Annotated in this window: 24 protein-coding genes; 14 read left to right on the top strand and 10 right to left on the bottom strand. The window is 72.7% G+C overall.

The features are described from left to right. Positions 1-14 precede the first annotated feature (14 nt). From E4N63_RS19695 to E4N63_RS19670, 6 genes are all read left to right on the top strand, one after another. Complete coding sequence (locus E4N63_RS19695; protein WP_125625871.1) at positions 15-1,031, top strand: zinc-binding dehydrogenase; 1,017 nt, start codon at positions 15-17, stop codon at positions 1,029-1,031. After that, the gene (locus E4N63_RS19690; RefSeq protein ID WP_230241320.1) at positions 1,024-1,605 is read left to right on the top strand and encodes a TRAP transporter small permease; all 582 of its coding nucleotides are present in this window, start codon (positions 1,024-1,026) and stop codon (positions 1,603-1,605) included. Before E4N63_RS19695 ends, E4N63_RS19690 begins: the two co-directional genes overlap by 8 nt. Next, on the top strand, positions 1,602-2,876 hold the full coding sequence (locus E4N63_RS19685; protein ID WP_230241319.1) for a TRAP transporter large permease: 1,275 nt from the start codon (positions 1,602-1,604) through the stop codon (positions 2,874-2,876). Before E4N63_RS19690 ends, E4N63_RS19685 begins: the two co-directional genes overlap by 4 nt. Positions 2,877-2,942: 66 nt before the next feature. Next, complete coding sequence (locus E4N63_RS19680; RefSeq protein WP_125625868.1) at positions 2,943-3,962, top strand: DctP family TRAP transporter solute-binding subunit; 1,020 nt, start codon at positions 2,943-2,945, stop codon at positions 3,960-3,962. Between the two features lie 100 nt (positions 3,963-4,062). Then, a complete protein-coding gene (aroQ, locus tag E4N63_RS19675; protein ID WP_125625867.1) occupies positions 4,063-4,497 on the top strand; it encodes a type II 3-dehydroquinate dehydratase in 435 nt (144 codons plus the stop codon). Positions 4,498-4,502: 5 nt separating this feature from the next. After that, positions 4,503-6,383 carry a bifunctional sugar phosphate isomerase/epimerase/4-hydroxyphenylpyruvate dioxygenase family protein gene (locus E4N63_RS19670; RefSeq protein ID WP_230241318.1) on the top strand — a complete coding sequence of 627 codons (1,881 nt, stop codon included), beginning with the start codon at positions 4,503-4,505 and terminating at the stop codon, positions 6,381-6,383. 54 nt (positions 6,384-6,437) lie between these two features. Here E4N63_RS19670 and E4N63_RS19665 read toward each other — a convergent pair whose 3' ends face one another. Further along, positions 6,438-7,595, bottom strand: a complete 1,158-nt coding sequence (locus E4N63_RS19665; RefSeq protein ID WP_267133669.1) for an acyl-CoA dehydrogenase — start codon at positions 7,593-7,595, stop codon at positions 6,438-6,440. Between the two features lie 184 nt (positions 7,596-7,779). On the opposite strand from E4N63_RS19665, the gene E4N63_RS19660 reads away from it, so the two are divergent. Then, the gene (locus E4N63_RS19660; protein ID WP_125625865.1) at positions 7,780-9,120 is read left to right on the top strand and encodes a UDP-glucose/GDP-mannose dehydrogenase family protein; all 1,341 of its coding nucleotides are present in this window, start codon (positions 7,780-7,782) and stop codon (positions 9,118-9,120) included. A gap of 56 nt (positions 9,121-9,176) precedes the next feature. Here the strand turns inward: E4N63_RS19660 and E4N63_RS19655 are convergent, their stop codons facing one another. Then, on the bottom strand, positions 9,177-9,845 hold the full coding sequence (locus E4N63_RS19655) for a GntR family transcriptional regulator (protein ID WP_125625864.1): 669 nt from the start codon (positions 9,843-9,845) through the stop codon (positions 9,177-9,179). A 317-nt stretch (positions 9,846-10,162) separates the two neighbouring features. On the opposite strand from E4N63_RS19655, the gene E4N63_RS19650 reads away from it, so the two are divergent. From E4N63_RS19650 to E4N63_RS19640, 3 genes are all read left to right on the top strand, one after another. Continuing rightward, positions 10,163-11,545, top strand: coding sequence for an FAD-binding oxidoreductase (locus E4N63_RS19650; protein WP_230241317.1), 1,383 nt, complete (start codon positions 10,163-10,165; stop codon positions 11,543-11,545). After that, the gene (locus E4N63_RS19645; protein ID WP_308188785.1) at positions 11,442-12,872 is read left to right on the top strand and encodes a (Fe-S)-binding protein; all 1,431 of its coding nucleotides are present in this window, start codon (positions 11,442-11,444) and stop codon (positions 12,870-12,872) included. Before E4N63_RS19650 ends, E4N63_RS19645 begins: the two co-directional genes overlap by 104 nt. A 91-nt stretch (positions 12,873-12,963) precedes the next feature. Continuing rightward, positions 12,964-13,350 carry a VOC family protein gene (locus E4N63_RS19640; protein WP_125624753.1) on the top strand — a complete coding sequence of 129 codons (387 nt, stop codon included), beginning with the start codon at positions 12,964-12,966 and terminating at the stop codon, positions 13,348-13,350. A 60-nt stretch (positions 13,351-13,410) separates the two neighbouring features. Here E4N63_RS19640 and E4N63_RS19635 read toward each other — a convergent pair whose 3' ends face one another. Genes E4N63_RS19635 through E4N63_RS19625 form a run of 3 tightly spaced genes read right to left on the bottom strand, consistent with a single transcriptional unit; the run spans position 13,411 to position 16,330 of the window. Continuing rightward, positions 13,411-14,628: a dipeptidase gene (locus E4N63_RS19635; protein ID WP_230241316.1), complete on the bottom strand. Its 1,218-nt coding sequence runs from the start codon at positions 14,626-14,628 to the stop codon at positions 13,411-13,413. 35 nt (positions 14,629-14,663) lie between these two features. Continuing rightward, positions 14,664-15,194 (bottom strand): 5-(carboxyamino)imidazole ribonucleotide mutase, encoded by a 531-nt coding sequence (purE, locus tag E4N63_RS19630; protein WP_125624751.1) that lies wholly within the window; start codon positions 15,192-15,194, stop codon positions 14,664-14,666. Then, positions 15,191-16,330, bottom strand: a complete 1,140-nt coding sequence (locus tag E4N63_RS19625) for a 5-(carboxyamino)imidazole ribonucleotide synthase (protein ID WP_125624750.1) — start codon at positions 16,328-16,330, stop codon at positions 15,191-15,193. Before E4N63_RS19625 ends, purE begins: the two co-directional genes overlap by 4 nt. Positions 16,331-16,601: 271 nt before the next feature. Here E4N63_RS19625 and E4N63_RS19620 point away from each other — a divergent pair, with 271 nt between their 5' ends. After that, the gene (locus E4N63_RS19620; protein ID WP_125624749.1) at positions 16,602-17,114 is read left to right on the top strand and encodes a GtrA family protein; all 513 of its coding nucleotides are present in this window, start codon (positions 16,602-16,604) and stop codon (positions 17,112-17,114) included. A 44-nt stretch (positions 17,115-17,158) separates the two neighbouring features. Here E4N63_RS19620 and E4N63_RS19615 read toward each other — a convergent pair whose 3' ends face one another. Together E4N63_RS19615 and E4N63_RS19610 are read right to left on the bottom strand one after the other, a co-directional pair. Further along, positions 17,159-18,400 carry an ATP-binding protein gene (locus E4N63_RS19615; RefSeq protein ID WP_043467732.1) on the bottom strand — a complete coding sequence of 414 codons (1,242 nt, stop codon included), beginning with the start codon at positions 18,398-18,400 and terminating at the stop codon, positions 17,159-17,161. A gap of 60 nt (positions 18,401-18,460) precedes the next feature. Beyond that, a complete protein-coding gene (locus tag E4N63_RS19610; RefSeq protein WP_043467731.1) occupies positions 18,461-19,141 on the bottom strand; it encodes a response regulator transcription factor in 681 nt (226 codons plus the stop codon). Positions 19,142-19,484: 343 nt separating this feature from the next. Here E4N63_RS19610 and E4N63_RS19605 point away from each other — a divergent pair, with 343 nt between their 5' ends. Next, positions 19,485-19,688: a cold-shock protein gene (locus tag E4N63_RS19605; RefSeq protein WP_019711691.1), complete on the top strand. Its 204-nt coding sequence runs from the start codon at positions 19,485-19,487 to the stop codon at positions 19,686-19,688. Then, the gene (locus tag E4N63_RS19600; RefSeq protein ID WP_374112801.1) at positions 19,603-21,432 is read left to right on the top strand and encodes a DEAD/DEAH box helicase; all 1,830 of its coding nucleotides are present in this window, start codon (positions 19,603-19,605) and stop codon (positions 21,430-21,432) included. Before E4N63_RS19605 ends, E4N63_RS19600 begins: the two co-directional genes overlap by 86 nt. 356 nt (positions 21,433-21,788) lie before the next feature. Here the strand turns inward: E4N63_RS19600 and E4N63_RS19595 are convergent, their stop codons facing one another. Both E4N63_RS19595 and E4N63_RS19590 read right to left on the bottom strand, forming a co-directional pair. After that, complete coding sequence (locus E4N63_RS19595; protein WP_125624748.1) at positions 21,789-22,277, bottom strand: ATP-binding protein; 489 nt, start codon at positions 22,275-22,277, stop codon at positions 21,789-21,791. A gap of 182 nt (positions 22,278-22,459) precedes the next feature. Then, entirely contained in the window at positions 22,460-22,840 is a 381-nt protein-coding gene (locus E4N63_RS19590; RefSeq protein ID WP_125624747.1) for an STAS domain-containing protein, read from the bottom strand. Between the two features lie 237 nt (positions 22,841-23,077). On the opposite strand from E4N63_RS19590, the gene E4N63_RS19585 reads away from it, so the two are divergent. Further along, positions 23,078-24,079, top strand: a complete 1,002-nt coding sequence (locus E4N63_RS19585; RefSeq protein ID WP_125624746.1) for an RNA polymerase sigma factor SigF — start codon at positions 23,078-23,080, stop codon at positions 24,077-24,079. A 208-nt stretch (positions 24,080-24,287) separates the two neighbouring features. Here E4N63_RS19585 and hutI read toward each other — a convergent pair whose 3' ends face one another. Then, positions 24,288-25,604, bottom strand: a complete 1,317-nt coding sequence (gene hutI, locus E4N63_RS19580) for an imidazolonepropionase (RefSeq protein WP_230241315.1) — start codon at positions 25,602-25,604, stop codon at positions 24,288-24,290. Between the last annotated feature and the right edge of the window lie 117 nt (positions 25,605-25,721).

The following is a 25,721-nucleotide window of genomic DNA, read 5'->3' as shown; positions in this document are numbered from 1 at the left end:
GGAAGGAAGGCCTGATGAGGGCTATCGTCCTGACACGACCTCGCGAAGTCGAGGTGGTGCGCGACTGGCCGGAACCCGACCTCGGGCCGGGTGAGGTCCTGGTCGCCATGCGGGCCGTGGGGCTGTGCGGTTCGGACCTGAGCGTCTACGACGGGCACCGGACGACGCCGCGCCTTCCGTGGGTCATGGGACACGAGGGCGGCGGCGAGATCGTGGCCGTGGGCCCGGACGTCACGGACCGCCGGCCCGGTCAGCGGGTGGTGATCGAGCCGAACTACGGCTGCTTCGACTGCGCGGCCTGCCGGGACGGATTCACCTCCGCGTGCACGCGGCGGCTCAGCGTGGGGATGAACATTCCCGGGCTGCTCGCGGAACGGGTGGCGGTTCCCGCCCGCTACGCGTGGCCGGTGCCCCCGGGCGTCTCCGACGAGGCGTTCGCGTGTGTCGAGCCCCTGACGGTGGCGCGTGCCGCCGTGCGCCGGTCGGGGGTCGGCGCCGGTGACGAGTGCCTCGTCGTGGGCGCGGGATCGCAGGGCCTGTTCGTCTGCCAGTCCCTGCTCGCGGCCGGCGCGCGGGCCCACGTCACCGAGCCGCACGAGGGCAGGGCGGCTCTCGCCGAGCGGCTCGGGGCCCGGCCGATCGCCCCGGAGGACATGCGGGACTTCCCCGTGGTGTTCGACACGGTCGGCATCCCGGCCGCATGGGAGACCTCGGTGCGCGCGGTCGCCACGGGCGGGACCATCGTGATGATCGGCATGGGCGCCGAACCGGTGCCCATGTCCACCATGGATCTCACCAAGCGGCACCTCGTGATCCGCGGCTCGCTCATCTACGACCACCCGCACGACTTCGCCGAGGCGGTCGCCGCCCTGGCCGACGGCCCTCTCGCCGGCGGCGCCCTCGCTCCCACCCGGGTCCTGCACACCGAAGCCACTCCGGCCGGTGCCGTGGGCGCCTTCGCACGGGCGCGCACGGCACCGGGGAAGTCCTGGATCAACCTCACCGGCCGGCCGGGGGTCTGGGATGGCTGAGCACGTCACCCCGTCCGCCACGAGGCGGCCCGCCGCACTCCGCATGCTGTCGGCCGCCGAAGCCGTCGCCGGCGGACTGCTGCTCGCTCTGATCTTCGTCCTGGTGCTCACCCAGGCCCTCCAGCGGTATCTGCCGGGCGGCGGCTGGGTCTGGACGGGCGAACTGGCCCGGTACGGCCTGGTGTGGATGACCTTCGCGATGTGCGGTCATCTGACGGCCCGCGACGGGCACATCACGCTGAAACTGATCGACACCGTCGCCCGTGGCAGGCTGCTGCGGCTGGTGCGCATCTTCGCCAACGCCATGGTGGCCGTCGTCTGCCTGAACCTCGCCTACGAGGCGTACACCCTGGTGACGAGCGACTCACCGCAGGTGTCCCCCGCCATGGAGATGCCGCTCCGGTGGTTCTACGTCATTCCCCTGGCCGGGCTGGTGCTGACCGCCGTGCGCTCCGTGGTGGCGGTCTTCCTACCGGAGCCGGAGCCGGACGGCCCACCGGTCCACGCTTCCGGGCCGGAATCGGAGGAGTCCGGCGGGTCCGGGCGAACCAAGGGTGAGGAGCCCCGCGCATGACCATGCTGCTGCTGGCCCTGGGAATCCTCGCGCTGCTCGCGCTGCGCGTGCCCGTGGCCTTCGCCATCCTGGGCCCGTCACTCACCTATCTGGCCTTCAACGGCGCGGCGCCGGGCCTGACCACACGTCAGGTCACCGGTGCGATCGACAGCTTCCCGCTGCTCGCGGTGCCTCTGTTCATCCTGATCGGGGTGATCGCGAACCACGCCCGCATCGCCGACCGGCTCTTCGCCTTCGCGCTGGCGCTGATCGGACGGGTCAGGGGGAGCCTCGGGTACATCAACATCGGTGTCAGCGTGGGCTTCTCCTGGATGAGCGGGTCCGCGCTCGCCGACGCCGCGGGGCTGGGCAAGGTCGAGGTGCCCGCGATGGTCCGCAGGGGCTACCCCAAGCGGTTCGCGGTCGGCATCTCCTCGGCGTCCAGCCTGATCGGCCCGGTCATGCCGCCGAGCATTCCGGCGGTCGTCTACGCCGGTATCGCAGCGGTGTCCACCGGCGCGCTGTTCGCCGCCTCCGTGGTCCCGGCCTTCCTCATGGCCGCTGGGCTGGCCGTCGCGGTCTTCGTCTGGGCCCGGCGCCGGCCGGATCTGCGGGACGAGCCGTTCGCCTGGCGGCGGCTGCGGCAGACCGCGGTCGGGGTGATCGGGCCGCTGGGCGCCCCGGTGATCATCCTCGGCGGCATCCTGGGCGGTCTCTTCACCCCCACCGAGGCCGCCGCGGTCGGCGCCGCGTACGTACTGGCCCTCGGCTTCGCCTACCGCACGGTGCGGTGGCGCGACCTGGGCCCGATCGCCCGCGAGGCGGCGTCGACGACGGCTTCGATCATGCTCGTCATCGGAGCCTCCGGGCTCCTGGGATGGATCCTCGCCCGCGAGCGGGTCCCCCGCATGGTGGCCGAGGCCCTGCGCGGCGTCACCGATAACCCCATCGTCTTCCTTCTGCTGGTCAACCTGCTGCTGATCTTCCTCGGGGCGATCCTCGAGGGGATCTCCATCCTGGTGATCACGGTGCCGATCCTGCTGCCCGTCGCGGCGGAGTTCGGCGTCGATCCGCTGCACTTCGGCGTCATCACGATCATCAACCTGATGATCGGCCTGCTGACACCGCCCATCGGCGCGGTGCTCTACGTCATGAGCCCCGTGACCGGCATGCCGGTGCACGAGGTGTTCCGCGGCACGGCTCCCTTCCTGATCCCGCTGGCCGCGGTGCTCCTGCTGGTGACCTTCGTGCCGTCCGTCGTCATGTTCCTGCCCCGCCTGCTCGGTTTCTAGGGCGGGCACACCCACGCACCATCCGTTTTCCCTTTCGGTTTCAGTGTCGAGTGTCGAGGAGAAGTCATGCCGAACACCACACACCGCACCAGAACACTGGCGGTCCTGTCCGCCGCGGCCGTGCTGGCCACGGGCTGCACGGCGGTCGGCGGCAGCGGCGGCGAGGGCGGGGACACCGTCACGCTGTCCTTCGCCAACAGTTACGCCACCGGCCACCCGCACACCCGGTGCGGCATCCGGGCCGTGGCCGACGACGTCAACGGCCGGGACATCGGCGTGGAGATGGAGACCTTCCCCAACAGCGAACTCGGAGACGACTCCTCCCGCTTCACCTCCCTGACGGCGGGCGACATCGACATGGACGTCCAGGGCTCGTCGGCACTCGCCGAGACGTACGCGCCCGTCGGCGTCCTGGACATGGCGTACGCCTTCGACGGGCCCGACCACCTCTTCGAGTTCTTCGACAGCCCCACCGGCGACAAGCTGAAGGAGGACTTCACCGCGGAGACCGGGGCCCGGATCCTCGACGTCTGGTACTTCGGCATGCGGCACTTCTCGGCCAACAAGGCGATCAGGAAGCCGGCGGACCTCGACGGCCAGCGCATCCGCTTCCCGGACTCCAAGATCTACCTGGAGAACGCGAAGGCGCTCGGGGCGGACGCCACCGCGGTCGCCTTCGAGGAGGTCTACCTGAGCCTCCAGCAGGGCGTGGTCGACGGCCAGGAGAACCCCATCCCGACCATCGCGGAGAAGAGTTTCGACGAGGTGCAGAGCCACGTCAGCCTCTCCGGCCACCAGACCGGCTCCCAGCTGATCGTGATCAACGAGGAGCGCTGGCAGAAGCTCTCCGGCGAACAGCGCAAGGCGCTGCAGAAGGCGGTGTCGGACGCCCGGCCCGAGAACCGCGCGTGCATCGAGAAGGACGAGGCCGGGATCCTCGGCGAGTGGGCGGACGAGGGCTCGGTGACCGTCGTCGACGACGTGGACCGCGACGCGTTCTCCGAAAGGGCCGAGAAGTACTTCACCGGCAGCCTCAGCGGCGAACAGCGCAGGCTCTACGACGCCGTGCGCGCCTCCGCCGGGTAGCGCCGGCGAGCGGGGGGAGCGGAGCCACGGCGGGCGGACGTCCCGGAGTGGCGCCGAGCAGCACGGAGCGGCAGGAAACCCGGCAAGGAGGTACCGGAAAGTGCAGGTTCGAGTCCTCAACGGCCCCAACCTCGGCAGACTCGGGGTCCGCGAGCCCGGCACATACGGCAGGACCAGCCACGCCCAGCTCGTCGACGACTGCCGGCGGACCGCCGGCGAACTGGGCCTCACCGTGGAGGTGCGCCAGACCGACGCCGAGCACGAGATGCTCCGCTGGATCCACGAGGCGGCCGACGACGGCGCGGCCGTCGTCCTCAACCCGGCGGCCTGGACGCACACCTCCGTCGCCCTGCGGGACGCCTGCGCGATGCTGACCGCGCCCCTCGTCGAGGTGCATCTCACCAATGTGCACGCCCGGGAGCCGTTCCGGCGCCACTCCCATGTCTCACCGGTCGCCGACGCGGTGCTGGCCGGTTTCGGAACCTCCGGCTACGCGCTCGCGCTGCGCTGGCTGGCCACCACCCGAGAGAGGTGAGGAATATGCGCAGGTCCATCGCCACGGTGTGCCTGTCCGGCACGCTGGAGGACAAGCTGGAGGCGGCGGCCGCCGCCGGATTCGACGGCGTGGAGATCTTCGAGAACGATCTCATCGCCTCGCCCCGGACCCCCGAACAGGTTCGGCGGCACTGCGAGGAGCTGGGCCTGTCCGTCGACCTGTACCAGCCGTTCCGGGACTTCGAGGCCGTCGGCCCGGAAGTCCTCCGGCGCAACCTGCGGCGCGCCGAGCACAAGTTCGACCTCATGCGGCGGCTGGGAACGGACACCGTGCTGGTCTGCTCCTCCGTCTCGCCGGACGCCGTCGACGACGACGACCTCGCCGCCGAGCAGCTGCACTTCCTCGCCCGGCGTGCGCACAAGCACGGGCTCAGGGTCGCCTACGAGGCGCTCGCCTGGGGGCGTCACGTCAGTACCTGGGAACACTCGGCCAGGATCGTCGAACGGGCCGGCCACGCCGCGCTGGGCCTGTGCCTGGACAGCTTCCACGTGCTGTCCCGCGGCGGTGACATCGCCGGCATCCGTGACGTCCCCGCCGAGAAGCTGTTCTTCCTGCAACTGGCCGACGCCCCGCGGCTGGACATGAACGTGCTGCAGTGGAGCCGGCACCACCGGCTCTTCCCCGGCCAGGGCGCCTTCGACCTGCCCGCGTTCGTCGAGCACGTACTGCGCGCCGGCTACACCGGCCCGTTGTCGCTGGAGGTCTTCAACGACGTGTTCCGCCAGTCGGCCCCGGGCCGGGCGGCGGTCGACGCGATGCGCTCGCTGATCGTGCTGGAGGAGCAGCTCGGGCAGCGCCGTTCCGCGGTGACGGGCGGCCGGCCCGAGCCGGCCCGCCTGCCGTCCGCTCCGGAGCCGGCCGGATACGCCTTCGTCGAACTCGCGGTCGACGACGACTCCGCGCCGCGTGTCTCCCGGGCCCTGGCCGCCATGGGCTTCGCCCACCTGGGGCAGCACCGCTCGAAGCCGGTCCAGCTGTGGCAGCAGGGCACGGCCCGGGTCCTGCTCAACGGCGGCGCCGGGGAGCGGACCGCGGTCAGCGCGCTGGCCGTCGAGACCGCGGACCCGGTGCGCTCGGCGCGGCGCGCCGAGATGCTGCTCGCCCCGGCGCTGTCCCGGACCCGCGGGCCGTCCGAGGCGGATCTGACGGCGGTCGCCGCCCCGGACGGGACATCGGTGTTCTTCTGCCGCACGGGCGCCGGCGACGGCACCAGCTGGCTGTCCGACTTCATCCTGACCGGCACCGGGCACAGCGCGCCGACCGGCCTGGACCGGATCGACCATGTCGCGCTGGCGCAACCCTTCGACTCCTTCGACGAGGCCACGCTGTTCTACCGCTCGGTGCTCGGTCTCGCCCCGCAGGACGACACCGAGTACGCGGCTCCGTTCGGGCTGGTGCGCAGCCGCGCCGTCTCCGATCCCGGCCGCCGGGTCCGCATCGTGCTGGACGGGACCGTGCTGCGCCGGGGCGCGTGGGTGCCCGGCGTTCCCGATCCGCAGCACATCGCCTTCGCCACGGACGACATCTTCACCTGCGCGCGCACCATGTGCGAGCGCGGGGCACCGCTGCTGGCCGTCTCGGACAACTACTACCAGGATCTCGACGCCCGGCTCGGCCTCGATCCGGAGCTGCTGGCCGCCATGCGCGAGTGCCGGGTGCTCTACGACCGCGACGGGCGGGGCGAGTTCTTCCACGTGTACACCGAGGTGTTCGGCTCCCGGGTCTTCTTCGAGGCGGTACAGCGCGTGGGCGGCTACACCGGCCACGGTGCCGTCAACGCCCCCGTGCGCATGGCCGCCCACCGTGCCGCGCGGCAGGGCGGCGACCGGTCCGCCGGCCCGCACACGACACATGCCCCCCGCTGACCGGCCGGGGGGCATGCGCGCAGGGGCGGGGCGGCAACGAGGGCCGCGCCCGGGTTACTTGGGCAGGTTGCGGGCCATGACGATGCGCTGGACCTGGTTGGTGCCCTCGTAGATCTGGGTGATCTTGGCGTCGCGCATCATGCGCTCCACCGGGTAGTCCCGGGTGTAGCCGTAGCCGCCGAGGAGCTGGACCGCGTCGGTGGTGACCTCCATGGCGGCGTCCGAGGCGTAGCACTTGGCGGCGGCGCCGAAGAAGGTGAGGTCGGCGTCGACGCGCTCGGACTTGGCGGCGGCCGCGTAGGTGAGCTGGCGGGCGGCCTCGATCTTCATCGCCATGTCGGCCAGCATGAACTGGACGCCCTGGAAGTCGGCGATCGGCTTGCCGAACTGCTTGCGCTCCTGGACGTAGCCCTTGGCGTAGTCGAGGGCGCCCTGGGCGATGCCGAGCGCCTGGGCGGCGATGGTGATGCGGGTGTGGTCGAGGGTCTTCATCGCGGTTGCGAAGCCGGTGCCCTCCTCGCCGATCATGCGGTCGGCGGGGATGCGGACGTTGTCGAAGTAGACCTCGCGGGTCGGGGAGCCCTTGATGCCGAGCTTCCGCTCCGGGGCGCCGAAGGAGACGCCCTCGTCGGACTTCTCGACGACGAAGGCGGAGATGCCCTTGCTGCGCTTCTCCGGGTCGGTGACGGCCATGACCGTGTAGTACTCGCTGACGCCGGCATTGGTGATCCAGCGCTTCACACCGTTGAGCACCCAGAAGTCGCCGTCGCGGACGGCGCGGGTCTTCATGCCCGCGGCGTCGGAACCGGCGTCCGGCTCGGAGAGGCAGTACGAGAACATGCCCCGGCCCTGGGCGAGCGGGGTCAGGTACTTCTTCTTCAGCTCCTCGGAGCCGGAGAGCACCACCGGCAGCGAGCCGAGCTTGTTGACCGCGGGGATCAGGGAGGAGGAGGCGCAGACGCGGGCCACCTCCTCGATGACGATGACCGTGGCGAGCGCGTCGGCGCCCGCGCCGCCGAAGGACTCGGGGACATGGACGGCGTGCAGGTCGTTGGCGGTCAGGGCGTCCAGCGCCTCCTGCGGGAAGCGGCCCTCCTCGTCCACCTCGGCGGCGAAGGGCGCGATCTTCGCCTCGGCGAGCGCACGGACCGAGTCGCGGAGCATGTCGTGCTCCTCGGACGGCCGGTAGAGGTCGAATTCGGTGGACGACAAGGTGCCCTCACTCCCAGCTGCTGCTAACTACCGTTAAGTAACTTGATTCTAGTCGCGCGGGCCCACCGGGTACAGGTGAGTTTGGCGACAGCGGGACGGCGGGACGGGCGGCGGGTGGACGGCGGGCACCGCGGCGGGCCGATATGCTCGCCGCAGTCCGCTCGCACGCGCATACGGAGTAGCGATGGCACCCAAGATCACTGTGATCGGCACCGGCTACCTCGGCGCCACGCACGCCGCGGCGATGGCCGAACTCGGCTTCGAGGTCCTGGGGCTCGACATCTCCCCGGAGAAGATCGAGACGCTCTCGGCGGGCGACGTCCCCATGTACGAGCCCGGGCTGGAGGAGCTGCTCCGCAAGCACGTCGCGGGCCGCCCCGGATCCAGCGGCCGGCTCCGCTTCACCACCTCCTACGAGGAGGTGGGCGAGTTCGGCGACATCCACTTCGTCTGCGTCAACACCCCGCAGAAGCACGGCGAGTACGCCTGCGACATGAGCTACGTCGACAGCGCGTTCGCCTCACTGGCACCGCATCTGCGCCGGCCCGCGCTCGTCGTCGGCAAGTCCACGGTGCCGGTGGGCAGCGCCGCCCGGCTCGCGGCCCTGCTGGCCGAGCAGGCCCCGGCGGGCGAGGACGCCGAGCTCGCCTGGAACCCGGAGTTCCTCCGCGAGGGCTTCGCCGTCAAGGACACCCTCCACCCGGACCGCATCGTCATCGGCGTCACGAGCGAGCGGGCCGAGAAGCAGCTGCGCGAGGTCTACGCGACCCCGCTCGCGGAGGGCTCACCGCTGGTCGTCACCGACTTCCCGACCGCCGAGCTGGTGAAGGTCGCCGCCAACTCCTTCCTCGCCACCAAGATCTCCTTCATCAACGCCATGGCCGAGGTCTGCGAGGCGGCCGACGGCGATGTGGCCAAGCTCGCCGAGGCCATCGGGCACGACGAACGGATCGGCAAAAAGTTCCTGCGGGCCGGGATCGGCTTCGGCGGCGGCTGCCTGCCCAAGGACATCCGGGCCTTCATGGCCCGCGCGGGCGAGCTGGGCTCCCCGCAGGCGCTGGCCTTCCTCCGCGAGGTCGACTCGGTCAACATGCGCCGCCGCGGCCACATGGTCGAACTGGCCCGCGAGGCCGTGGGCGGCGGCTTCCTCGGGGTGCGGGTGGCCGTGCTCGGCGCCGCCTTCAAGCCGGATTCGGACGACGTACGGGACTCCCCCGCGCTCAACGTGGCCGGGCAGATCCACCTCCAGGGCGGCCAGGTCACCGTCTACGACCCGAAGGCCATGGAGAACGCCCGCCGGGTCTTCCCCACCCTCGGGTACGCCCCGAGCGCGCTGGAGGCGGCGCGCGGCGCCGATGTGGTGCTGCACCTGACGGAGTGGCGCGAGTTCCGGGAGCTCGACCCGGTGGCGCTGGGCGAGGTCGTCGCCGAGCGACGTCTCCTGGACGGGCGGAACGCCCTCGACCCGGAGACCTGGCGCGAGGCCGGCTGGACGTACCGGGCCCTGGGGCGGCCCCGCGCCTAGGCGTTCCGGCCGGTGATCCGCGGACGGGCACGGACCACCGGCCGGGTCCGGGCCCGTCAGCGGGTGCTGCCGCCGGCCACCGCGCGCAGGGCGTGGCAGGCGCCCTCCAGGTGTGCGCGCATGGTGCGGACCGCCTCGTCGGCGTCCCCGGCGCGCAGGGCGTCCAGGACCGCGGTGTGCTCCGCGATGATGCGCTCGCGCCCCAGGGCGTGCCGTGTCTGCACCATCGACAGATGGACCTCGCCCTGGATGCCCCGGTAGAGCCGGCTGAGCCGGGGGCTGCCGACCGCCTCCACCAGCGACTGGTGGAACCGCAGGTCGCTCTCGACGAAGGCGCTGTGCGGGGCGTCGTCCTCCAGCTGCCCGAGGTCCGCGATGGCGCGCCCGGCGGCGGCCGGCGGCACGGTGCCGCGCTCGACGAGAAGGCGGACGACCGCCGTCTCCAGGGGGGTGCGGACCAGGAAGAGGTCCTCGACGTCGGCCCGGGTCAACTGGGGTACGTACGCGGCCTTGTTGGCCTCGCGGTGCAGCAGGCCCTCGTGCACCAGGGCGGTGACGGCGCTGCGGGCCGTGGGCCGGGAGACGGCGTACTCGGACGCGATCTCGGTCTCGGCGAGAGCGGTGCCGGGCGCGATCCGCCCGTCGAGGACCCGGTCCCGCAGGGACGCGGCGAGCGCCTCGACGACCGAGACGGTGGACAGCCGAAGGGCGGCGTCCGGAGCCATGAACACCTCCGTGAGGAACGGCCCTCATTCTCCCATGAGCCGGCGCGGCGGTTGACAGTCATGATTGATTGACGGGCACGATTCATTGACAGCCATGAGCCATTGTCTGACAATCACCGGGTCCCCATCGGCCGGAACGGCGTGCGCCGCCGGCGTACAGAGAGGCAAGGGCACCTCATGGCTGCCGATCACCGGGTCGTCCCCCCGTTCGCGGGTGTCCTGGGCACGATGGTCCTCCCGCGGAGGACCCCCGCCGCCGTCCGCCCGCCGGATTCCGCGCGGACGGCGCCCGTACCGGACCGAAGGGTGGCGCGCTGATGGCCACGGACACCGATCTCGCCCGCGATCTGGCAACCATCGTCGGCCCCGGCCACGTCCGGACGGACGCCGGCGCGCTGACCGCCTACGGCCGCGACGCCACCCCGCTCTTCCACGCCCTGCCGCAGGCCGTGGTGCTGCCCGGCAGCACCGAGGAGGTCGCCGCGGTCCTGCGGTACGCCACCGAGCACCGCGTCCCCGTCGTGCCGCGCGGCGCCGGCTCCAATCTGTGCGCCGCCACCGTGCCGCTGACCGGCGGCATCGTGCTCGTCCTCACCCGCCTCGACAAGATCCTGGAGGTCAGCCCCGAGGAGCTGCTGGCCCGGGTGCAGACCGGTGTGAGCACCGCCGCCCTCGCCGACGCGGCCGCGGCGCGGGGGCTGCTCTACGCCCCGGACCCGGGAAGCCGCACCGTCTCCACCGTCGGCGGCAATGTGGCCACCTGCGCCGGCGGGCTGCGCGGCCTGAAGTACGGCGTCACCCGCAACTACGTCCTCGGCCTGGAGGCGGTCCTGCCCACCGGCGAGATCATCCGGACCGGCGGCCGGCTGTGGAAGGACGTCGCCGGCTACGACCTGACGCGGCTCCTCACCGGCTCCGAGGGCACCCTCGCGGTGATCACCGAGGCCACCGTGGCGCTGCTGCCCGCCCCCGAGGAGAGCGGCACCGGCGTCGCCTACTTCGACTCCCTCGCCGACGCCTCCCGGGCGGTCGCGGACGTCATCTCCGCCGGGATCGTCCCCGCCACACTGGAATTCCTCGACCGCAAGTGCATCGCGGCGGTCGAGGAGTTCGCCGGACTCGGACTGCGACAGGACGCGGGCGCGCTGCTGCTCTTCGGCGACGACGGCGCGCCGCCCACCGTGGCCGGGAACCTGGCCCGCATCCAGGAGGTCTGCGCGGACGCCGGGGCGCTGGAGACCACCCTCGCGGAGGACGTCGCCCGCGCCGACGCCCTGCTCGCGGCCCGCCGCTGCTCGCTCCCGGCCCTCTCCCGCCTCGGCTCGCTGACGATCCTGGAGGACGCCACCGTGCCGCGGCACCGGCAGGCGGAGATGGTGGACCGCATCGACGAGATCGCCGCGCGGCACGATCTGCTGATCGCCACCTTCGGCCACGCCGGGGACGGCAATCTCCACCCGACCTGCGTCCTGGACCCGGAGGACACCGAAGGCGCCGACCGCGCGCACCGGGCGTTCGCGGAGATCTTCGCCGCCGCCATCGCCCTGGACGGCACCATCACCGGAGAGCACGGCGTGGGCGCGGCCAAGCTGCCGTATCTCGCGGACAAGATCGGCGCCGAACAGATGGCCCTGCTGCGCCGCGTCAAGACGGCCTTCGACCCGGCCGGCATCCTCAACCCCGGAAAGCTGGGCTCGTGAACGACCGTACGAACGGCGAGCACGCCGTACCCCCCGAGCAGCCGGACCCCGGTCACGGTGGAGCGGGCCCCTGCGGCCCCGGCTGCGGCGGCTTCCGCGCTGCGGGGGCCGACGCCGCCTCCGGCCACGACCCCGCACCGCCCGCCACCGTCGCCCCCGCTCCCCGGGCAGGGGCGGCCCCGGCATCTTCGACAAGAGCCTGCTCGACCGCTGCATCTCCTGCGGTTTCTGCCTGCCCGCCTGCCCCACCTACGCCCTCACCGGCGAGGAGACCTCGTCCCCGCGCGGCCGCATCACCCTGATGCGGGCCCTGGAGACCGGGCAGCTTCCGCCCGACGACCCGACCCTGGCCGAGGAGTCCTCGTTCTGCCTGGGCTGCCGCGCCTGTGAGACCGTCTGCCCCGCCGGGGTGGAGTACGGCTCGCTGCTGGAGCAGTGGCGGGACCACCAGTGGAGCGGCCGCAACCGGCCGTGGATCGCGCGGATCCTGATGCTGATCGTGTCGCGCCCGGCGCTGCTGCGGCTCCAGGGGCTGGTACGCCGCCACGCCCGCGGCGGACCCGGGGGCCGGCCCGGCCGGCCCGCCGCGGAACCGGCCACGGAACCGGCCACGGCGCCGGAGCAGCCGGTCTCGCTGATGCTCGGCTGCGTCGAACGGGGCCTCTACCCGAAGGTCTCCCGCGCCGTCCGCGAGCTGTGCCCCGAGGTCTCCGTCCCCTCCGGGCAGGGCTGCTGCGGCGCGCTCCACGCCCACAACGGCGACTCCGTCACCGGCGCCGCGATGGCCCGTGCCCTCGGCGAGAAGCTGCCCGGCACCGTTCTAACCACCGCCGGCGGCTGCGCCGCCCACCTCGCCCACCATCTGGGCCGGGACCGGGTGCGGGAGCTGAGCGAGTATCTCGGCGAGGCGGGGTACGCGCCCGCCGGACAGGTCACGGTCGACGGCCGCCGGGCCCGGGCCACGCTCCAGGACTCCTGCCATCTGCGCAACGGCCTGGGGGTCGCCCGCCCGCCCCGCGAACTCATCACCGCCGTCGCCGACTACGTCGAACTGCCGGGCGCGGACCGGTGCTGCGGGGCGGCCGGCACCTACGCCATGCTCCGGCCGGAGGACAGCAGGGCCGTCCTGGACCCGAAGCTGGACGACATCGGCCGGCTCGACGTCGACTACGTCGTCACCGTCAACCCGGGCTGTCTCCGCCAGGTCCAGCAGGGGCTGCGGCGCCGCCGCTCCCGGGCCCGGGCGATCCACCTCGCGGAGTTCCTGGCCCTCGCCGAGAGGCCCGGCCGCCCCTCGGGCGGCCGGCCCGGGCCCGGGGAGGGGTGAGAGGACTGGCCCGCCGGTGACGCACACCCGCGGGTTTGGCCCGGCCCCTTCCGGTCAACCTTGGGATACCGATCGGATACCGGGAGGCAGCATGGCCATCGCACGCAAGGGCTGGGTCGTCGTCGACTGCCCCGACCCCCTCGCGCTCGCCCGCTTCTACGCCGGGCTGCTGGGCGGCGAGCCGGATGTCGAGCAGGACAACGACCGCTGGGTGGAGCTCATCACCGAGGACGGCTGGAAGCTCGCGTTCCAGCGGGCCGAGGGATTCCGGCCGCCGCAGTGGCCCTCGGCGGAGCACTCGCAGCAGCTCCATCTGGATGTGTACGTCGACGAGATGGAGGAGGCCGAACGGCGGACCCTGGCCCTGGGCGCCAAAGCCCTGGACACCGACGACCAGGGCGGCAAGCGCGGTTTCCGCGTGTACGCCGATCCGGCCGGCCACCCCTTCTGCCTCATCCAGGCCTCGTTCGCCACCTGACACCACCCGACACCGGCCGACACCGGCCGGCATCGGCCGGGCCCGCCGCCCGGAGGGCGTTCAGCCGTCCACGCCGTCCAGCTCCCCGATCGTGGCGTTCGACGGGCCGCGCCGGGAGCGGAGGTCGCGGGCGACGTCCTCGGCGGCGCGCAGCGTACGGACGGCGTTCCGCCAGGTGAGTTTCGCCAGGTCGGTCTTCGACCAGCCGCGCCGCAGCAGTTCCGCGATCAGGTTCGGGTAGCCGGCGACGTCTTCCAGGCCGGCCGGGGTGAAGGCGGTGCCGTCGTAGTCGCCGCCGATCCCGATGTGGTCGACGCCGGCCGCCTCGCGCATGTGGTCGAGGTGGTCGGCGACGTCCGCGGCGGTGGCGACCGGCCGCGGATGCCGTTCCTCATACATCCGCTGCACCCGCAGGGCGGCCTCGGTGGTGTCGAGCGGATGCAGGCCGTGGGCCTTCATGTTGAGGTCGGCGGCCTGCGTCCACTCGATGGCCTCGGGCAGGACGAACTTCGGTACGAAGGTGACCATCGCGGTGCCGCCGTTGGCCGGCAGCGCCTCCAGCACGTCGTCGGGGATGTTGCGCGGGTGGTCGCAGACGGCGCGCGCGGAGGAGTGCGAGAAGAGGACGGGCGCCTCGGTGACGCGCAGCGCGTCGCGCATCGTGCCGGTGGAGACGTGGGAGAGGTCCACGAGCATCCCGCAGCGGTTCATCTCCCGGACGACGTCCTCGCCGAAGCGGCTGAGTCCGCCGATCCGCTTCTCGTCGGTGGCCGAGTCGGCCCAGGCGATGTTGTCGTTGTGGGTGAGCGTCATGTAGCGCACGCCCAGTGCGTGCAGGGAACGGAGCGTTCCCAGGGAACAGTTGATGCTGTGGCCGCCCTCGGCGCCCATGAGGGAGGCGATCCGGCCCCCGGCGCGGGCGGCCTCCATGTCGTCGGCGGTCAGGGCGCGGCGGAGGTCGCCGGGGTAGCGGTCGATGAGCCGGCCGACCACGTCGATCTGTTCGAGGGTGGCGCTCACCGCGCGGTCGCCGTCGTAGTCGGAGCGGACGTAGACCGACCAGAACTGCGCGCCGACGCCGCCCGCCCGCAGCCGGGCGAGGTCGGTGTGCAGGTGCGCGCTCTGGTCGGCGGCGATGTCGCGGCGGTCCAGGTCGTAGAAGACCTGTTCGCGCAGGGCCCAGGGGAGGTCGTTGTGGCCGTCGGCGACGGGGTGCTCCGCGAGGAGCGCGCGGGCTTCGGCGAGGTGGCGGTCAGGGGCCTGGTCATGATCGGTCATGACCCCATCCCTGCCCGCTCGCCGCGGGGAGCGAATCAGCCTCCGAAGCCGAATCCGCCCGTGCCGCCGGTCCTGGCCCGCAGCCGCTTGCCCTTCTCGGTGGCCTGCTCCCTGAGCTTCTCCTGGAACTCCCGCATCCGCTCCAGCAGTTCCGGGTCGTGGGCGGCGAGCATCCGTACGGCCAGCAGGCCCGCGTTGCGGGCGCCGGCCACGGAGACGGTGGCGACGGGGACCCCGGCCGGCATCTGCACGATGGAGAGCAGGCTGTCCATGCCGTCGAGGTGCTTCAGCGGGACGGGGACGCCGATGACAGGGAGCGGGGTGACGGAGGCGAGCATCCCGGGAAGGTGGGCCGCCCCGCCCGCGCCCGCGATGATCACTTTGAGGCCCCGGTCCGCGGCCCGCTCGCCGTAAGCGATCATCTCGTGCGGCATCCGGTGGGCGGAGACGACGTCGGCCTCATGGACGATCCCGAACTCGGCGAGGGCCTCGGCGGCGGCCTCCATCACCGGCCAGTCGGAGTCGGAGCCCATCACGATGCCGACGGCGGGGGCGGTGGCGCTCATTCGGTGATCGTCCCTCGGAGGTAGCCGGCGGCGTGCCGGGCGCGGTCGAGCACCTCGGCCAAGTCGTCGCCGTACGTGGTGACGTGGCCGACCTTGCGGCCGGGCTTCACGTCCTTGCCGTACATGTGGATCTTGAGCTGCGGGTCCCGGGCCATGCAGTGCAGATACGCGGAGTACATGTCGGGGTAGTCGCCGCCGAGGACGTTGACCATGACCGTCCACGGTGCGCGGGGCCGCGGGTCGCCCAGCGGCAGGTCGAGCACGGCGCGGAGGTGGTTGGCGAACTGCGAGGTGACCGCGCCGTCCTGGGTCCAGTGGCCGGAGTTGTGCGGACGCATGGCGAGCTCGTTGACCAGCAGCCGGCCGTCACGGGTCTCGAACAGCTCGACGGCGAGATGGCCGGTGACGTCCAACTGCTCGGCGATGGTCAGCGCCATCCGCTGGGCTTCGGCGGACAGCTCCCCGGAGAGTCCGGGGGCGGGCGCGATCACGGTGTCGCAGACCCCGTTCACCTGCTGCGACTCGACGACGGGATAGGCGACGGCCTGGCCGTGCGGGGAGCGGACCACGTTGGCCGCGAGCTCCCGGACGAAGTCCACCTTCTCCTCGGCGAGCACCGGGACGCCCGCCTTGAACGGGTCGGCGGCCCCGGCCTCGTCCCGGACCACCCAGACGCCCTTGCCGTCGTAACCGCCGCGGACGGTCTTGAGGACCACCGGAAAGCCGTCGCCCTCGGCGGCGAAGCGGGTGACGTCGGCGGGGCCGGTGACGATCCGGTGGCGCGGGCAGGGGATTCCGGTCCGGTCCAGCGCGGCCCGCATCACGCCCTTGTCCTGGGCGTGGACCAGGGCGCCGGGCCCGGGGCGCACGGGGATGCCGTCCGCTTCCAGCGCCCGCAGGTGTTCGGTCGGGACGTGCTCGTGGTCGAAGGTGATCACGTCACAGCCCTGTGCGAAAGCACGAAGGGTGCCGAGATCACGGTAATCGCCCACGACCACCTCGCTCACGACCTGGGCCGCGGAGTCCTGCGGGGTGTCGCTGAGCAGCTTGAACCTGATGCCGAGGGGGATGCCCGCCTCATGGGTCATACGGGCGAGCTGTCCGCCGCCGACCATGCCGACTACCGGGAATGTCACATGAACCAGGGTATCCGGCCGGCGCGGCGTTCCCGCCGCCCGGTCTCTCGGAGGATCCTCCAGGCCCGGCCCCACCCGGGCCGGGCCGGCGGGGCCGGATCCGCGCGCGGGATGCGGGAGCGCGTGGTTAGCATGTGGTGGCCCGGCCGTCGGCGAGCCCACCGCGGCCCGGTCCGCGGCCGGCACGACCGCCCCATGGACACACCCACGGACGCCCCCAGGCCGGCGCAGACGCTCCCAGGCCGCCGAACGACGGAGTCAGACCATTCCCATGACCGGAAGGCCGACACTGCGCAGCCGCGTACGGCGCGTGAGCCGGGAAGCGGCCAAGTTCGGGACCGTCGGAGCCGTCGGCACCCTCGTCAACTTCCTGGTCTTCAACCTCTGCGTGCACGGCTTCGGACTGGCCGTCGTCCGCTCCGGGGTCATCGCCACCGTCGCCGCCATCGGCACCAACTACCTCGGCAACCGGCACTGGACGTACCGCGCCAGCGACAAGGACGGGCAGAGCCGGGAGCTGGGCCGCTTCGTGTTCTTCAGCGGCATCGGACTGGTGATCGAGAACGGCATCCTGGCCCTCTCCCACTACGGGCTCGGCTACACCTCGACCCTCGCGGACAACATCGCGAAGAACATCGTCGGGGTCGGCATCGCCTCGGTCTTCCGCTTCTGGGCGTACCGGACCTGGGTGTTCCGGAGGCGGCCGGTACGGGAGGCCGTCGCGGCCGGATCCTTTCCGGCGGAGCAGACGCCGTCCCCCGGGGAGCCGCCGTCCGGCGGCTGAGGCTCCTCCTTGTGCCCCGTCCGCTTCACGGCTCGGGCCCCTCCCTACGTCCCGTCCGCTTCGCGGCTCAGGAACAACGCGAACACCGGCGGCCGCTGCTGCAGCAGTTCCAGCCGGCCGCCGTCCGCCTCCGCCAGGTCGCGGGCGACGGCCAGGCCGATGCCCGTGGAGTTGCGGCCGCTGACCGTCCGCTCGAACACCCTGGCCCCGAGCGCCGGGGAGACGCCCGGTCCCTCGTCCGCGACCTCGACGACGACCTGATTGCCGGTGACCCGGGTGCGCAGGGCCACCGTTCCCGCCCCGTGCATCAGCGAGTTCTCCACCAGGGTGGCGAGGACCTGGGAGACCGCGCCGGGGGTGCCGACCGCCCGCAGCCCCTTCTTGCCCGAGCAGACCACCGCCCGTCCCGCGCTGCGGTAGGCCGGGCGCCACTCCTCCACCTGCTGTTTGACCACCTCGTCCAGGTCGAACGAGACGGCCGACCCGGTGCGCGGGTCACGGGAGTTGGTGAGCAGCCGCTGGACGACGTCGGTCAGCCGCTCCACCTGCCCCAGCGCTATCGCCGCCTCCTCCTTGACCGTCTCCGGGTCGTCGGTGCCCGAGATCTCCTCCAGCCGCATGGAGAGCGCGGTCAGCGGCGTGCGGAGCTGGTGCGAGGCGTCGGCCGCCAGGCGCCGCTCCGCGGTGAGCATCCGGCCGATGCGCTCGGCGCTGGCGTCGAGGACGTCCGCGACCCGGTCGAGCTCCGGCACCCCGTAGCGCCGGTGGCGCGGCCGGGGGTCGCCGGAACCGAGCCGTTCGGCGGTGTCGGCGAGGTCGGTGAGCGGGGCCGTCAGCCGGCGGGCCTGCCACAGGGCCAGCAGCAGGGCTGCCAGGACGGCGAGCAGGGAGACACCGAGGATGATCAGCACGGCGCGGCCGATCTGGTCCCCGACCACCGCGGCCGACTCCCGTACGGTGATCCGCTCCCCCATGTCGCCGGTGACCTCGGCCTCGATGACCTCGCCGGCCGGCCGCTCACCGATCTCCAGGTCGGGGGCACCGTCCAACTCGACCCGGGCGTAGCGCCCGGCGGCCACCTGCTCGCGCAGGATCTCGGGGCCGACCCGGTCACCGCCGGCCAGCCGCCCGTCCACCACGCTCATCAGCCGGACGGCGTCGGATTCCACGCTCTCCTGCGCGGCCTCCTTGATGGTGCGGGCCTCGACGAGGACGAGCGAGATCCCGAAGACGGCGATGACGACGAGGACCACGGCGAGCGTGGAGTTGATCAGACGACGGCGCACGGTGCACTCCGGGGCGGGCAGGGGTCTCGCACGGTCCCGGGAACGGCCGCGCGGCCCCGGTCAGCTCTTCTCGAAACGGAATCCGACGCCGCGGACGGTCGCGATGTAGCGGGGGTTGGCGGCGTCGTCCCCCAGCTTCTTGCGGAGCCAGGAGATGTGCATGTCCAGGGTCTTGGTGGAGGACCACCAGGTGGTGTCCCAGACCTCGCGCATCAGCTGGTCGCGGGTGACGACCCGGCCGGCGTCCCGTACCAGGACCCGCAGCAGGTCGAACTCCTTGGCGGTGAGCTGGAGTTCCTCCTCGCCCATCCAGGCGCGGTGCGACTCGACGTCGATCCGGACGCCGTGGGTGGCCGGCGGCTGGTGCGGGGCCTCGGCCACGCCGCGGCGCAGCAGGGCCCGCACCCGGGCCAGGAGCTCGGCCAGCCGGAAGGGCTTGGTGACGTAGTCGTCGGCGCCCGCGTCGAGGCCGACCACGGTGTCCACCTCGTCGGCGCGCGCGGTGAGCACCAGGATCGGGAAGGTGTGGCCGTCGGTGCGGAGACGGCGGGCCACCTCCAGCCCGTCCATGCCCGGCAGGCCCAGGTCGAGGACGAGGAGGTCGACGGCGTCCCGCAGCCCGGCGTCGAGCGCGGCGGGCCCGTCCTCCCGCACCTCGACCTCGTATCCCTCACGGCGCAGGGCGCGCGCGAGCGGCTCCGAGATGGACGCGTCATCCTCGGCGAGCAGTACACGGGTCATGGAGTGATGGTAGTCCGCGGTTCCGGGAGGCCGGGGCGGTCCGGGGAGACCGCGCGACCGGGAGGCTCCCCGCCACCGGAACCCCGTCACCGGAACCCCGGACCGGGCCCGCCGCTCCCCGGCGGGCGGGCCTGCCTGTGCCGGGGAACACAGGGATGCCTCGGCCCTTGTGTGGTAAGTTGGCGGAGTTGCAGTTGTGGTACCCAAGAACGTGCGCGCCTGGGAAATTGTGATCCCGGGCGCTCTTTGTTTTGCCGGAAGCATTTCCGGACTGGGGCGAACATCTCAGCGACTCGGAGCGGCGCAGTGCCGCTCCGCACGTCCCCCCATGAAGGAGAGCATTATGGCAACCGGCACCGTGAAGTGGTTCAACTCGGAGAAGGGCTTCGGCTTCCTGGAGCAGGACGGCGGCGGCCCCGACGTCTTCGCCCACTACTCCAACATCAACGCCCAGGGGTTCCGTGAGCTCCTCGAGGGCCAGAAGGTCGAGTTCGACGTCACGCAGGGCCCCAAGGGCCCGCAGGCGGAGAACATCCGCGCTCTCTGATGCGCTGAGGACCACCGCGTATCTCACGGCAGGGGCCCGCACTACCGGTGCGGGCCCCTTCCCGTGCCCCACCGAGCTCCCTGCCGCGGGGGCCGCGCCGTCCGGCGCCGCCCGTTCCGTACGCCGTCGAGCTCACCCGCAGCAGGAAGGCTCCTTATGCCCCGCCCCACCACCAGCGGCTCCACCGCCTCCGGCAACGGTTCCGGCGACGGCTCCGGCCGCCGCGGCCCGCGCTCCCGCGGCCGCAGGCCGGCGAACGCCCCGGAACGGCGGGCGGAACGGCGCCCGGAAGACGGCCGCCCCGGCCGTCACCAGCGAGCCCGCGGCCCCGCTTCCCCGGCACTCCCCGCGGCCTCCCGCCGCGACCTTCGCGGAGCTGCCGCTGAACCCGGCGCTGCTCACCACGCTGACGGAGAACGGCGTCACCGACCCGTTCCCCATCCAGTCCGCGACGCTGCCCGACTCGCTCGCCGGACGGGACGTCCTCGGCCGCGGCCGGACCGGCTCCGGCAAGACGCTCGCCTTCGGCCTGGCGATGCTCAGCCGCACCGCCGGCCGCCGGGCCGAGGGCAAGCGGCCCCTGGCGCTCGTCCTCGTCCCCACCCGGGAGCTGGCGACCCAGGTCACCGAGGCCCTCACCCCCTACGCGACGGCGCTCCGGCTGCGCATCGCCACCGTCGTCGGCGGCATGTCGATCAACCGGCAGGTCGAGGCGTTGCGCAAGGGTCCCGAGGTGCTCGTCGCCACACCCGGGCGGCTCGCCGATCTGATCGACCGCCGCTCGTGCTCGCTCGGCGACGTCGCCGTGACCGTGCTCGACGAGGCCGACCAGATGACCGACATGGGCTTCCTGCCGCAGGTCACCCGGCTCATGGAGCAGGTGGCGCCGGACGGGCAGCGGATGCTGTTCTCGGCGACCCTGGACCGGAACGTCGACAAGCTGGTGCGCCGCTTCCTGGTCGATCCGGTGACCCACTCCGTGGACCCGTCCGCGGCCACCGTCACGGCCATGGAGCACCACGTGCTGCACGTCCAGGACACGGACAAGAGGGCCACGGTGGCGGAGATCGCCGCGCGCGAGGGCCGAACGATCATGTTCGTGCACACCAAGCGCGGCGCCGACCGGCTCACCAAGCAGCTGCTGGCCGCCGGGGTCCGGGCCGTGGCGCTGCACGGCGGCAAGTCGCAGCCGCAGCGCACCCGGACGCTGGAGCAGTTCCGGACCGGCGAGGCCACCACGCTGATCGCCACGAACGTCGCCGCGCGCGGCATCCACATCGACGGCCTCGACCTCGTGGTCAACGTCGATCCGCCGACCGAGGCGAAGGACTATCTGCACCGCGGCGGCCGCACGGCACGGGCCGGCGAGGCAGGCACCGTCGTCACCCTGGTCACCCCCGACCAGCGGCGGGACATGAGCAAGCTGATGGCGGAGGCCCGGATCTCCCCCGGCACGGCGCGGGTGCGGCCCGGTGACCCGGAGCTGGTGCGGATCACCGGAGCGCGCCCGCCGTCGGGCCGGGCCATCGTCATCCAGGCACCCGCCCAGCCGGCGGCCCCGGCGCGCAAGCGCGGGCCGCGTTCCGGCGGCTCCGGCCGGGCCGGCGGAGCGGGCGGAGGGGCGGAGGGGCGGAGGGGCGGCACCGGTGGCGCCCCGCACCGCACCCGCAGCGGCGAGGGCCGGAGCCGGCGACGGCACTCCGGCCGCGGCGGTGCGGGCGGTTCGGCGCGGCCGGTCGCCTGAGCACGGGCCGTGCTCACGGCACCCGGGCTCCACGCCCGGACGCCGGGCACGTGAGGAGAGGCCCGGACCCCCTGGACAGCACCAGGGGGTCCGGGCCTCGCTCTGCGTACGGGAACTCCGCGGACGGGGTCTCGCGGACGGAAGACAGAGGTGACGGCGGCCGCCCGCACGGGGCGGAGGGGGCGCGGCCACGGAATCCCGGGAGCGCCCAGGGGGCCGCGGAGGCCGTCGAGCACTCCGCCCGGAAGGTACAGAACGGAGCCCGCGCCCGGCAGATGCTCGAGCGGAACTCCCCGACCGCGGGGGGCGCGGCGCGCGGACCCGGCGGCGTACGGAGGGCCGGGGGGCGGCCCGCCTCACTCCGGAGCGGTCAGCTCCGCCCAGACGGTCTTGCCCGTGCCGTCGGCGCTCCGTACGACTCCCCAGTGCTTGCAGAGCCGCTGCACGATGAACATGCCGTGCCCGCCGGGACGGCCCGCGCGGTGCGGGGTGCGGGGCTCGGGGGAGCCCTCGCCGTGGTCGTCGATCTCCAGCCGGAGGACGTTGCCCGCGCTGCCGAGCCGGAGTTCCTCCGGGCCCTCGGCGTGCAGGCAGGCGTTGGTCACGAGCTCCGAGACGACCAGCAGGACATCCTCGGCGGCCGCCCGCTGCTCGGGGGACCCGGCCGGCAGCCAGCCCCAGTCGTGGAGGGCCTGACGTGTGAAGTCACGCGCCGTCGGAACAATGCCGCTGGCACCTTCCAGGCGCAGCTTGCGGACCTGTCCGAAGCCGGATAGCGGGGTGGAGGCCGCATCGCCCGGATCCGGGCCGCGATCGCCCGGCGAATACGGGCGAGTGGTGCTCATCAGCGCTTCACCTCACCGGTTCGCCGATAGACAGGTTACGGATACCCGACGTATTCATCAGATTCAGCTGTCTCCTGCCCGACCTCTCCTGGGGAACACCCACATATTCGAGATATTCGAGTCGCCTGGTGTGACGCGCGTAACATTTCATCTGTGGAGTGGCCGGTGGTAGAAGGGACGGCTCAGTCGGCGGGTGAGTCGGCGAGCGCCTCCTCCACGGTGTCGTGCACGGTGAAGACGGCCTCCGCACCCGTGATCTCGAACACCCTCGCCACGACCGGGAGCATTCCGGCCAGATGTACGGAGCCTCCGGCCTCCTCCGCCCTGAGCCGCGCACCGAGCAGGACGTTCAGCCCCGTCGAGTCGCAGAACTCCAGCTGGGAGCAGTCGACCACCAGGCGCACCCGCCCCTGGTCGACGCATTCGTCCAGCGGCTCCCGCAGTACTTCGGCGGTGTGGTGATCGAGCTCACCCGCCGGCGTCACGACAGCAGTGGGGCCGTGGTGGCGAACCTCGACATGCAGCCGGCCCTTACTGGTACTGCCGACCATCCCGCGGTCCATGCGCACCCCTTCCGGTTAATGGCGACGGCAGAGCGAAGACTACGCCTTCGATACATCGACTGGTAGTCGAACTTCCCCACGAAAAGCCCAAATACGGACAATATGTCCTTGCTTTGGTCCCATGGAAGCGGGTAGGGCTAGAAGAGTCAGGTAGGCCCACGGTCGGCTCGGAGGCGCCGCACACCGCAGGAAGAGATCGGCTTCGGCAGCCGTATGCCGAGAAATGACGGAGGAACCATGTCACCCCAGCTCGACGAAGCGCACACCGAGTACGAGTCCCCGGCGTACGGCTCCGTGTACGAGACCCCCGGGATCGCGGCGTTCGTGACGTCGGCGGTGACCGGCGCGGTCACCGACGCGGTGACGGGCGCGGAGTCCCTCCCCTCCGCCGCTCCGTCCGTCCCCGCCGCCCTGTCCGGGACCCCGGGAGAGTCCGGGTTCCCCGCGCTCCCGTCCTCGTCGTACGAGACGCTCGGGCCGCTGGACGCGCGCACCCTGTCGAAGACGCTCTTCGCGCGGCTGGAGGGGCTGGAGGAGGGCACCCACGAGCACGCATACGTACGGAACACGCTCGTCGAGCTCAATCTGGCCCTGGTGAAGTTCGCCGCCGGGCGGTTCCGCACCCGCAGCGAGCCGATGGAGGACATCGTCCAGGTCGGCACCATCGGCCTGATCAAGGCGATCGACCGGTTCGAGCTCAGCCGCGGTGTGGAGTTCCCCACGTTCGCGATGCCGACGATCATCGGCGAGATCAAGCGCTTCTTCCGGGACACCAGCTGGTCCGTGCGGGTACCGAGACGGCTGCAGGAGCTGCGGCTGGACCTGGCCAAGGCGGGCGACGAGCTGGCGCAGCAGCTCGACCGGGCCCCCACGGTGGGCGAGCTCGCCGAGCGGCTGGACATCAGCAACGACGAAGTCGTCGAGGGCATGGCCGCGAGCAACGCGTACACCGCCAGCTCGCTGGACGCCCAGCCCGAGGAGGACGACACCGAGGGCGCCCTGGCCGACCGCATCGGCTACGAGGACCACGGCATCGAGGGCATCGAGTACATCGAGTCGCTCAAGCCGCTGATCGCCGAGCTCCCGGCGCGCGACCGGCAGATCCTCTCCCTGCGGTTCACGGCCAACATGACGCAGTCCGAGATCGGCGAGGAGCTGGGCATCTCGCAGATGCACGTCTCCCGGCTGCTCTCCCGCACCCTGGGCCGGCTCCGCAAGGGGCTGATGATCGAGGAGTGATCCGGCCGCGCGCGGGGCACGCCGGCCGCGCGGTCCTCATCGTGAAGGGCTCGCCCCGTCCGGGGCCGGGCCCTTCGGCATGCCCGGGGCACCGCCCGAGCGGTACGGCCCGGTTCAGCGGTTCAGGGCGTCAACGGTTCACGACGTCAGGGGCTCACGCCCGCAGGGGCTCACGCCCTCAAGGGTTCACACCGTCGGCGGTCACGGATCAGTGGACGCGCTCCCCGCTCCGCCAGACCGCGGAGACCAGCGGAACGCCCGGCCGGTAGGCCAGATGCACCGGCGACGGCGCGTCCAGCAGCACCAGATCGCCCCGCGCGCCCGGGGTGATCCGGCCGGTGTCGGTGCGGCGCAGCGCCGCGGCGCCGCCGGCCGTCGCCGCCCACAGCGCCTCGTCCGGGGTCATCCCCATGTCCCGTACGGCCAGGGCGATGCAGAACGGCATCGAACTGGTGAAGGAGGAGCCGGGGTTGCAATCCGTGGAGAGCGCGACGGTGACGCCCGCGTCCAGCAGCCGGCGCGCGTCCGGCCAGGCGGCGCGGGTGGAGAACTCCGCGCCGGGCAGCAGGGTCGCCACCGTCTCCCCCTGCGCGAGGGCGTCGACGTCCTCGTCGGTGAGGTGGGTGCAGTGGTCGGCGGAGGCGGCCCCCAGTTCGACGGCGAGGCGCACCCCGGGGCCGTATGAGAGCTGGTTGGCGTGGACGCGCGGTACGAGGCCGCGGGCGGCGCCGGCGGTGAGGACCGCACGGGCCTGGTCACCGTCGAAGGCCCCCCGTTCGCAGAAGACGTCGATCCAGCGGGCGTGCGGCGCGCAGGCGTCGAGCATCGGCCCGGTGACGAGGCCGACGTAACCGGCGGGGTCGTCCGCGTACTCCGGGGGCACGATGTGCGCGCCGAGGAAGGTGACCTCGTCGGTGTGGGCGGCGGCGATCCGCAGGGCGCGGGCCTCCTGATCGGCGGTCAGCCCGTAGCCGGACTTGGTCTCGATGACGGTGGTGCCCTGGCGGAGGGCTTCGGCGACGTAGCGGGCGACGTTGGCGTGCAGGCGTTCGTCGGTCGCGGCACGGGTGGCGGCGACGGTGGTGCGGATGCCTCCGGCGGCGTAGGGGCGGCCGGACATGCGGGCGTTGAACTCCTCGGTGCGGTCTCCGTCGAACACCAGATGGGAGTGGGAGTCGACGAAGCCGGGGACGGCGGCGCGGCCCGCGGCGTCCACGCGGGTGTCCGCGGCCGGTGCCCGGTGGGACGGCCCGGCCCAGGCGACGCGTTCGCCGTCGAGGACGACGGCGGCGTCCCGCAGCAGCCCGAGCGGGCCCTCGCCGAGGGCGGGGTCGTTGGTGACGAGCACGGCGATACCGGTGACGGCCGTACTCGTCGCACTGGCCGCCGGGGCCGGGCCGTTCCGGGCGGCGGACGGCGCCGGGTCACCCGGGCCCGCGGCTCCCGTCCCGGCGCCCAGCGGCCGTCGCCGTCCCGGCGATCCACCCGGTCCGGCGGTTCCGCTTCCGGTTTCCGTCCCGCTCATGCTCTCTCCTCTGTCCGTGCGCCGCGGAGCTGATGCCGCGTCACGCAAGAAACCGCCGGGTGGCGCCGGTGGCCGACGCGGCCGGACGGCCCGGCGCCGACGCTCGCCGGAACGGCC

It is taken from the genome of Streptomyces sp. MNU89, assembly GCF_020982505.1.
GTDB lineage: Bacteria > Actinomycetota > Actinomycetes > Streptomycetales > Streptomycetaceae > Streptomyces > Streptomyces xinghaiensis.
The sequence above is the reverse complement of the archived record's forward strand: the minus strand, read 5'-3'. Positions and strand labels throughout refer to the sequence as shown.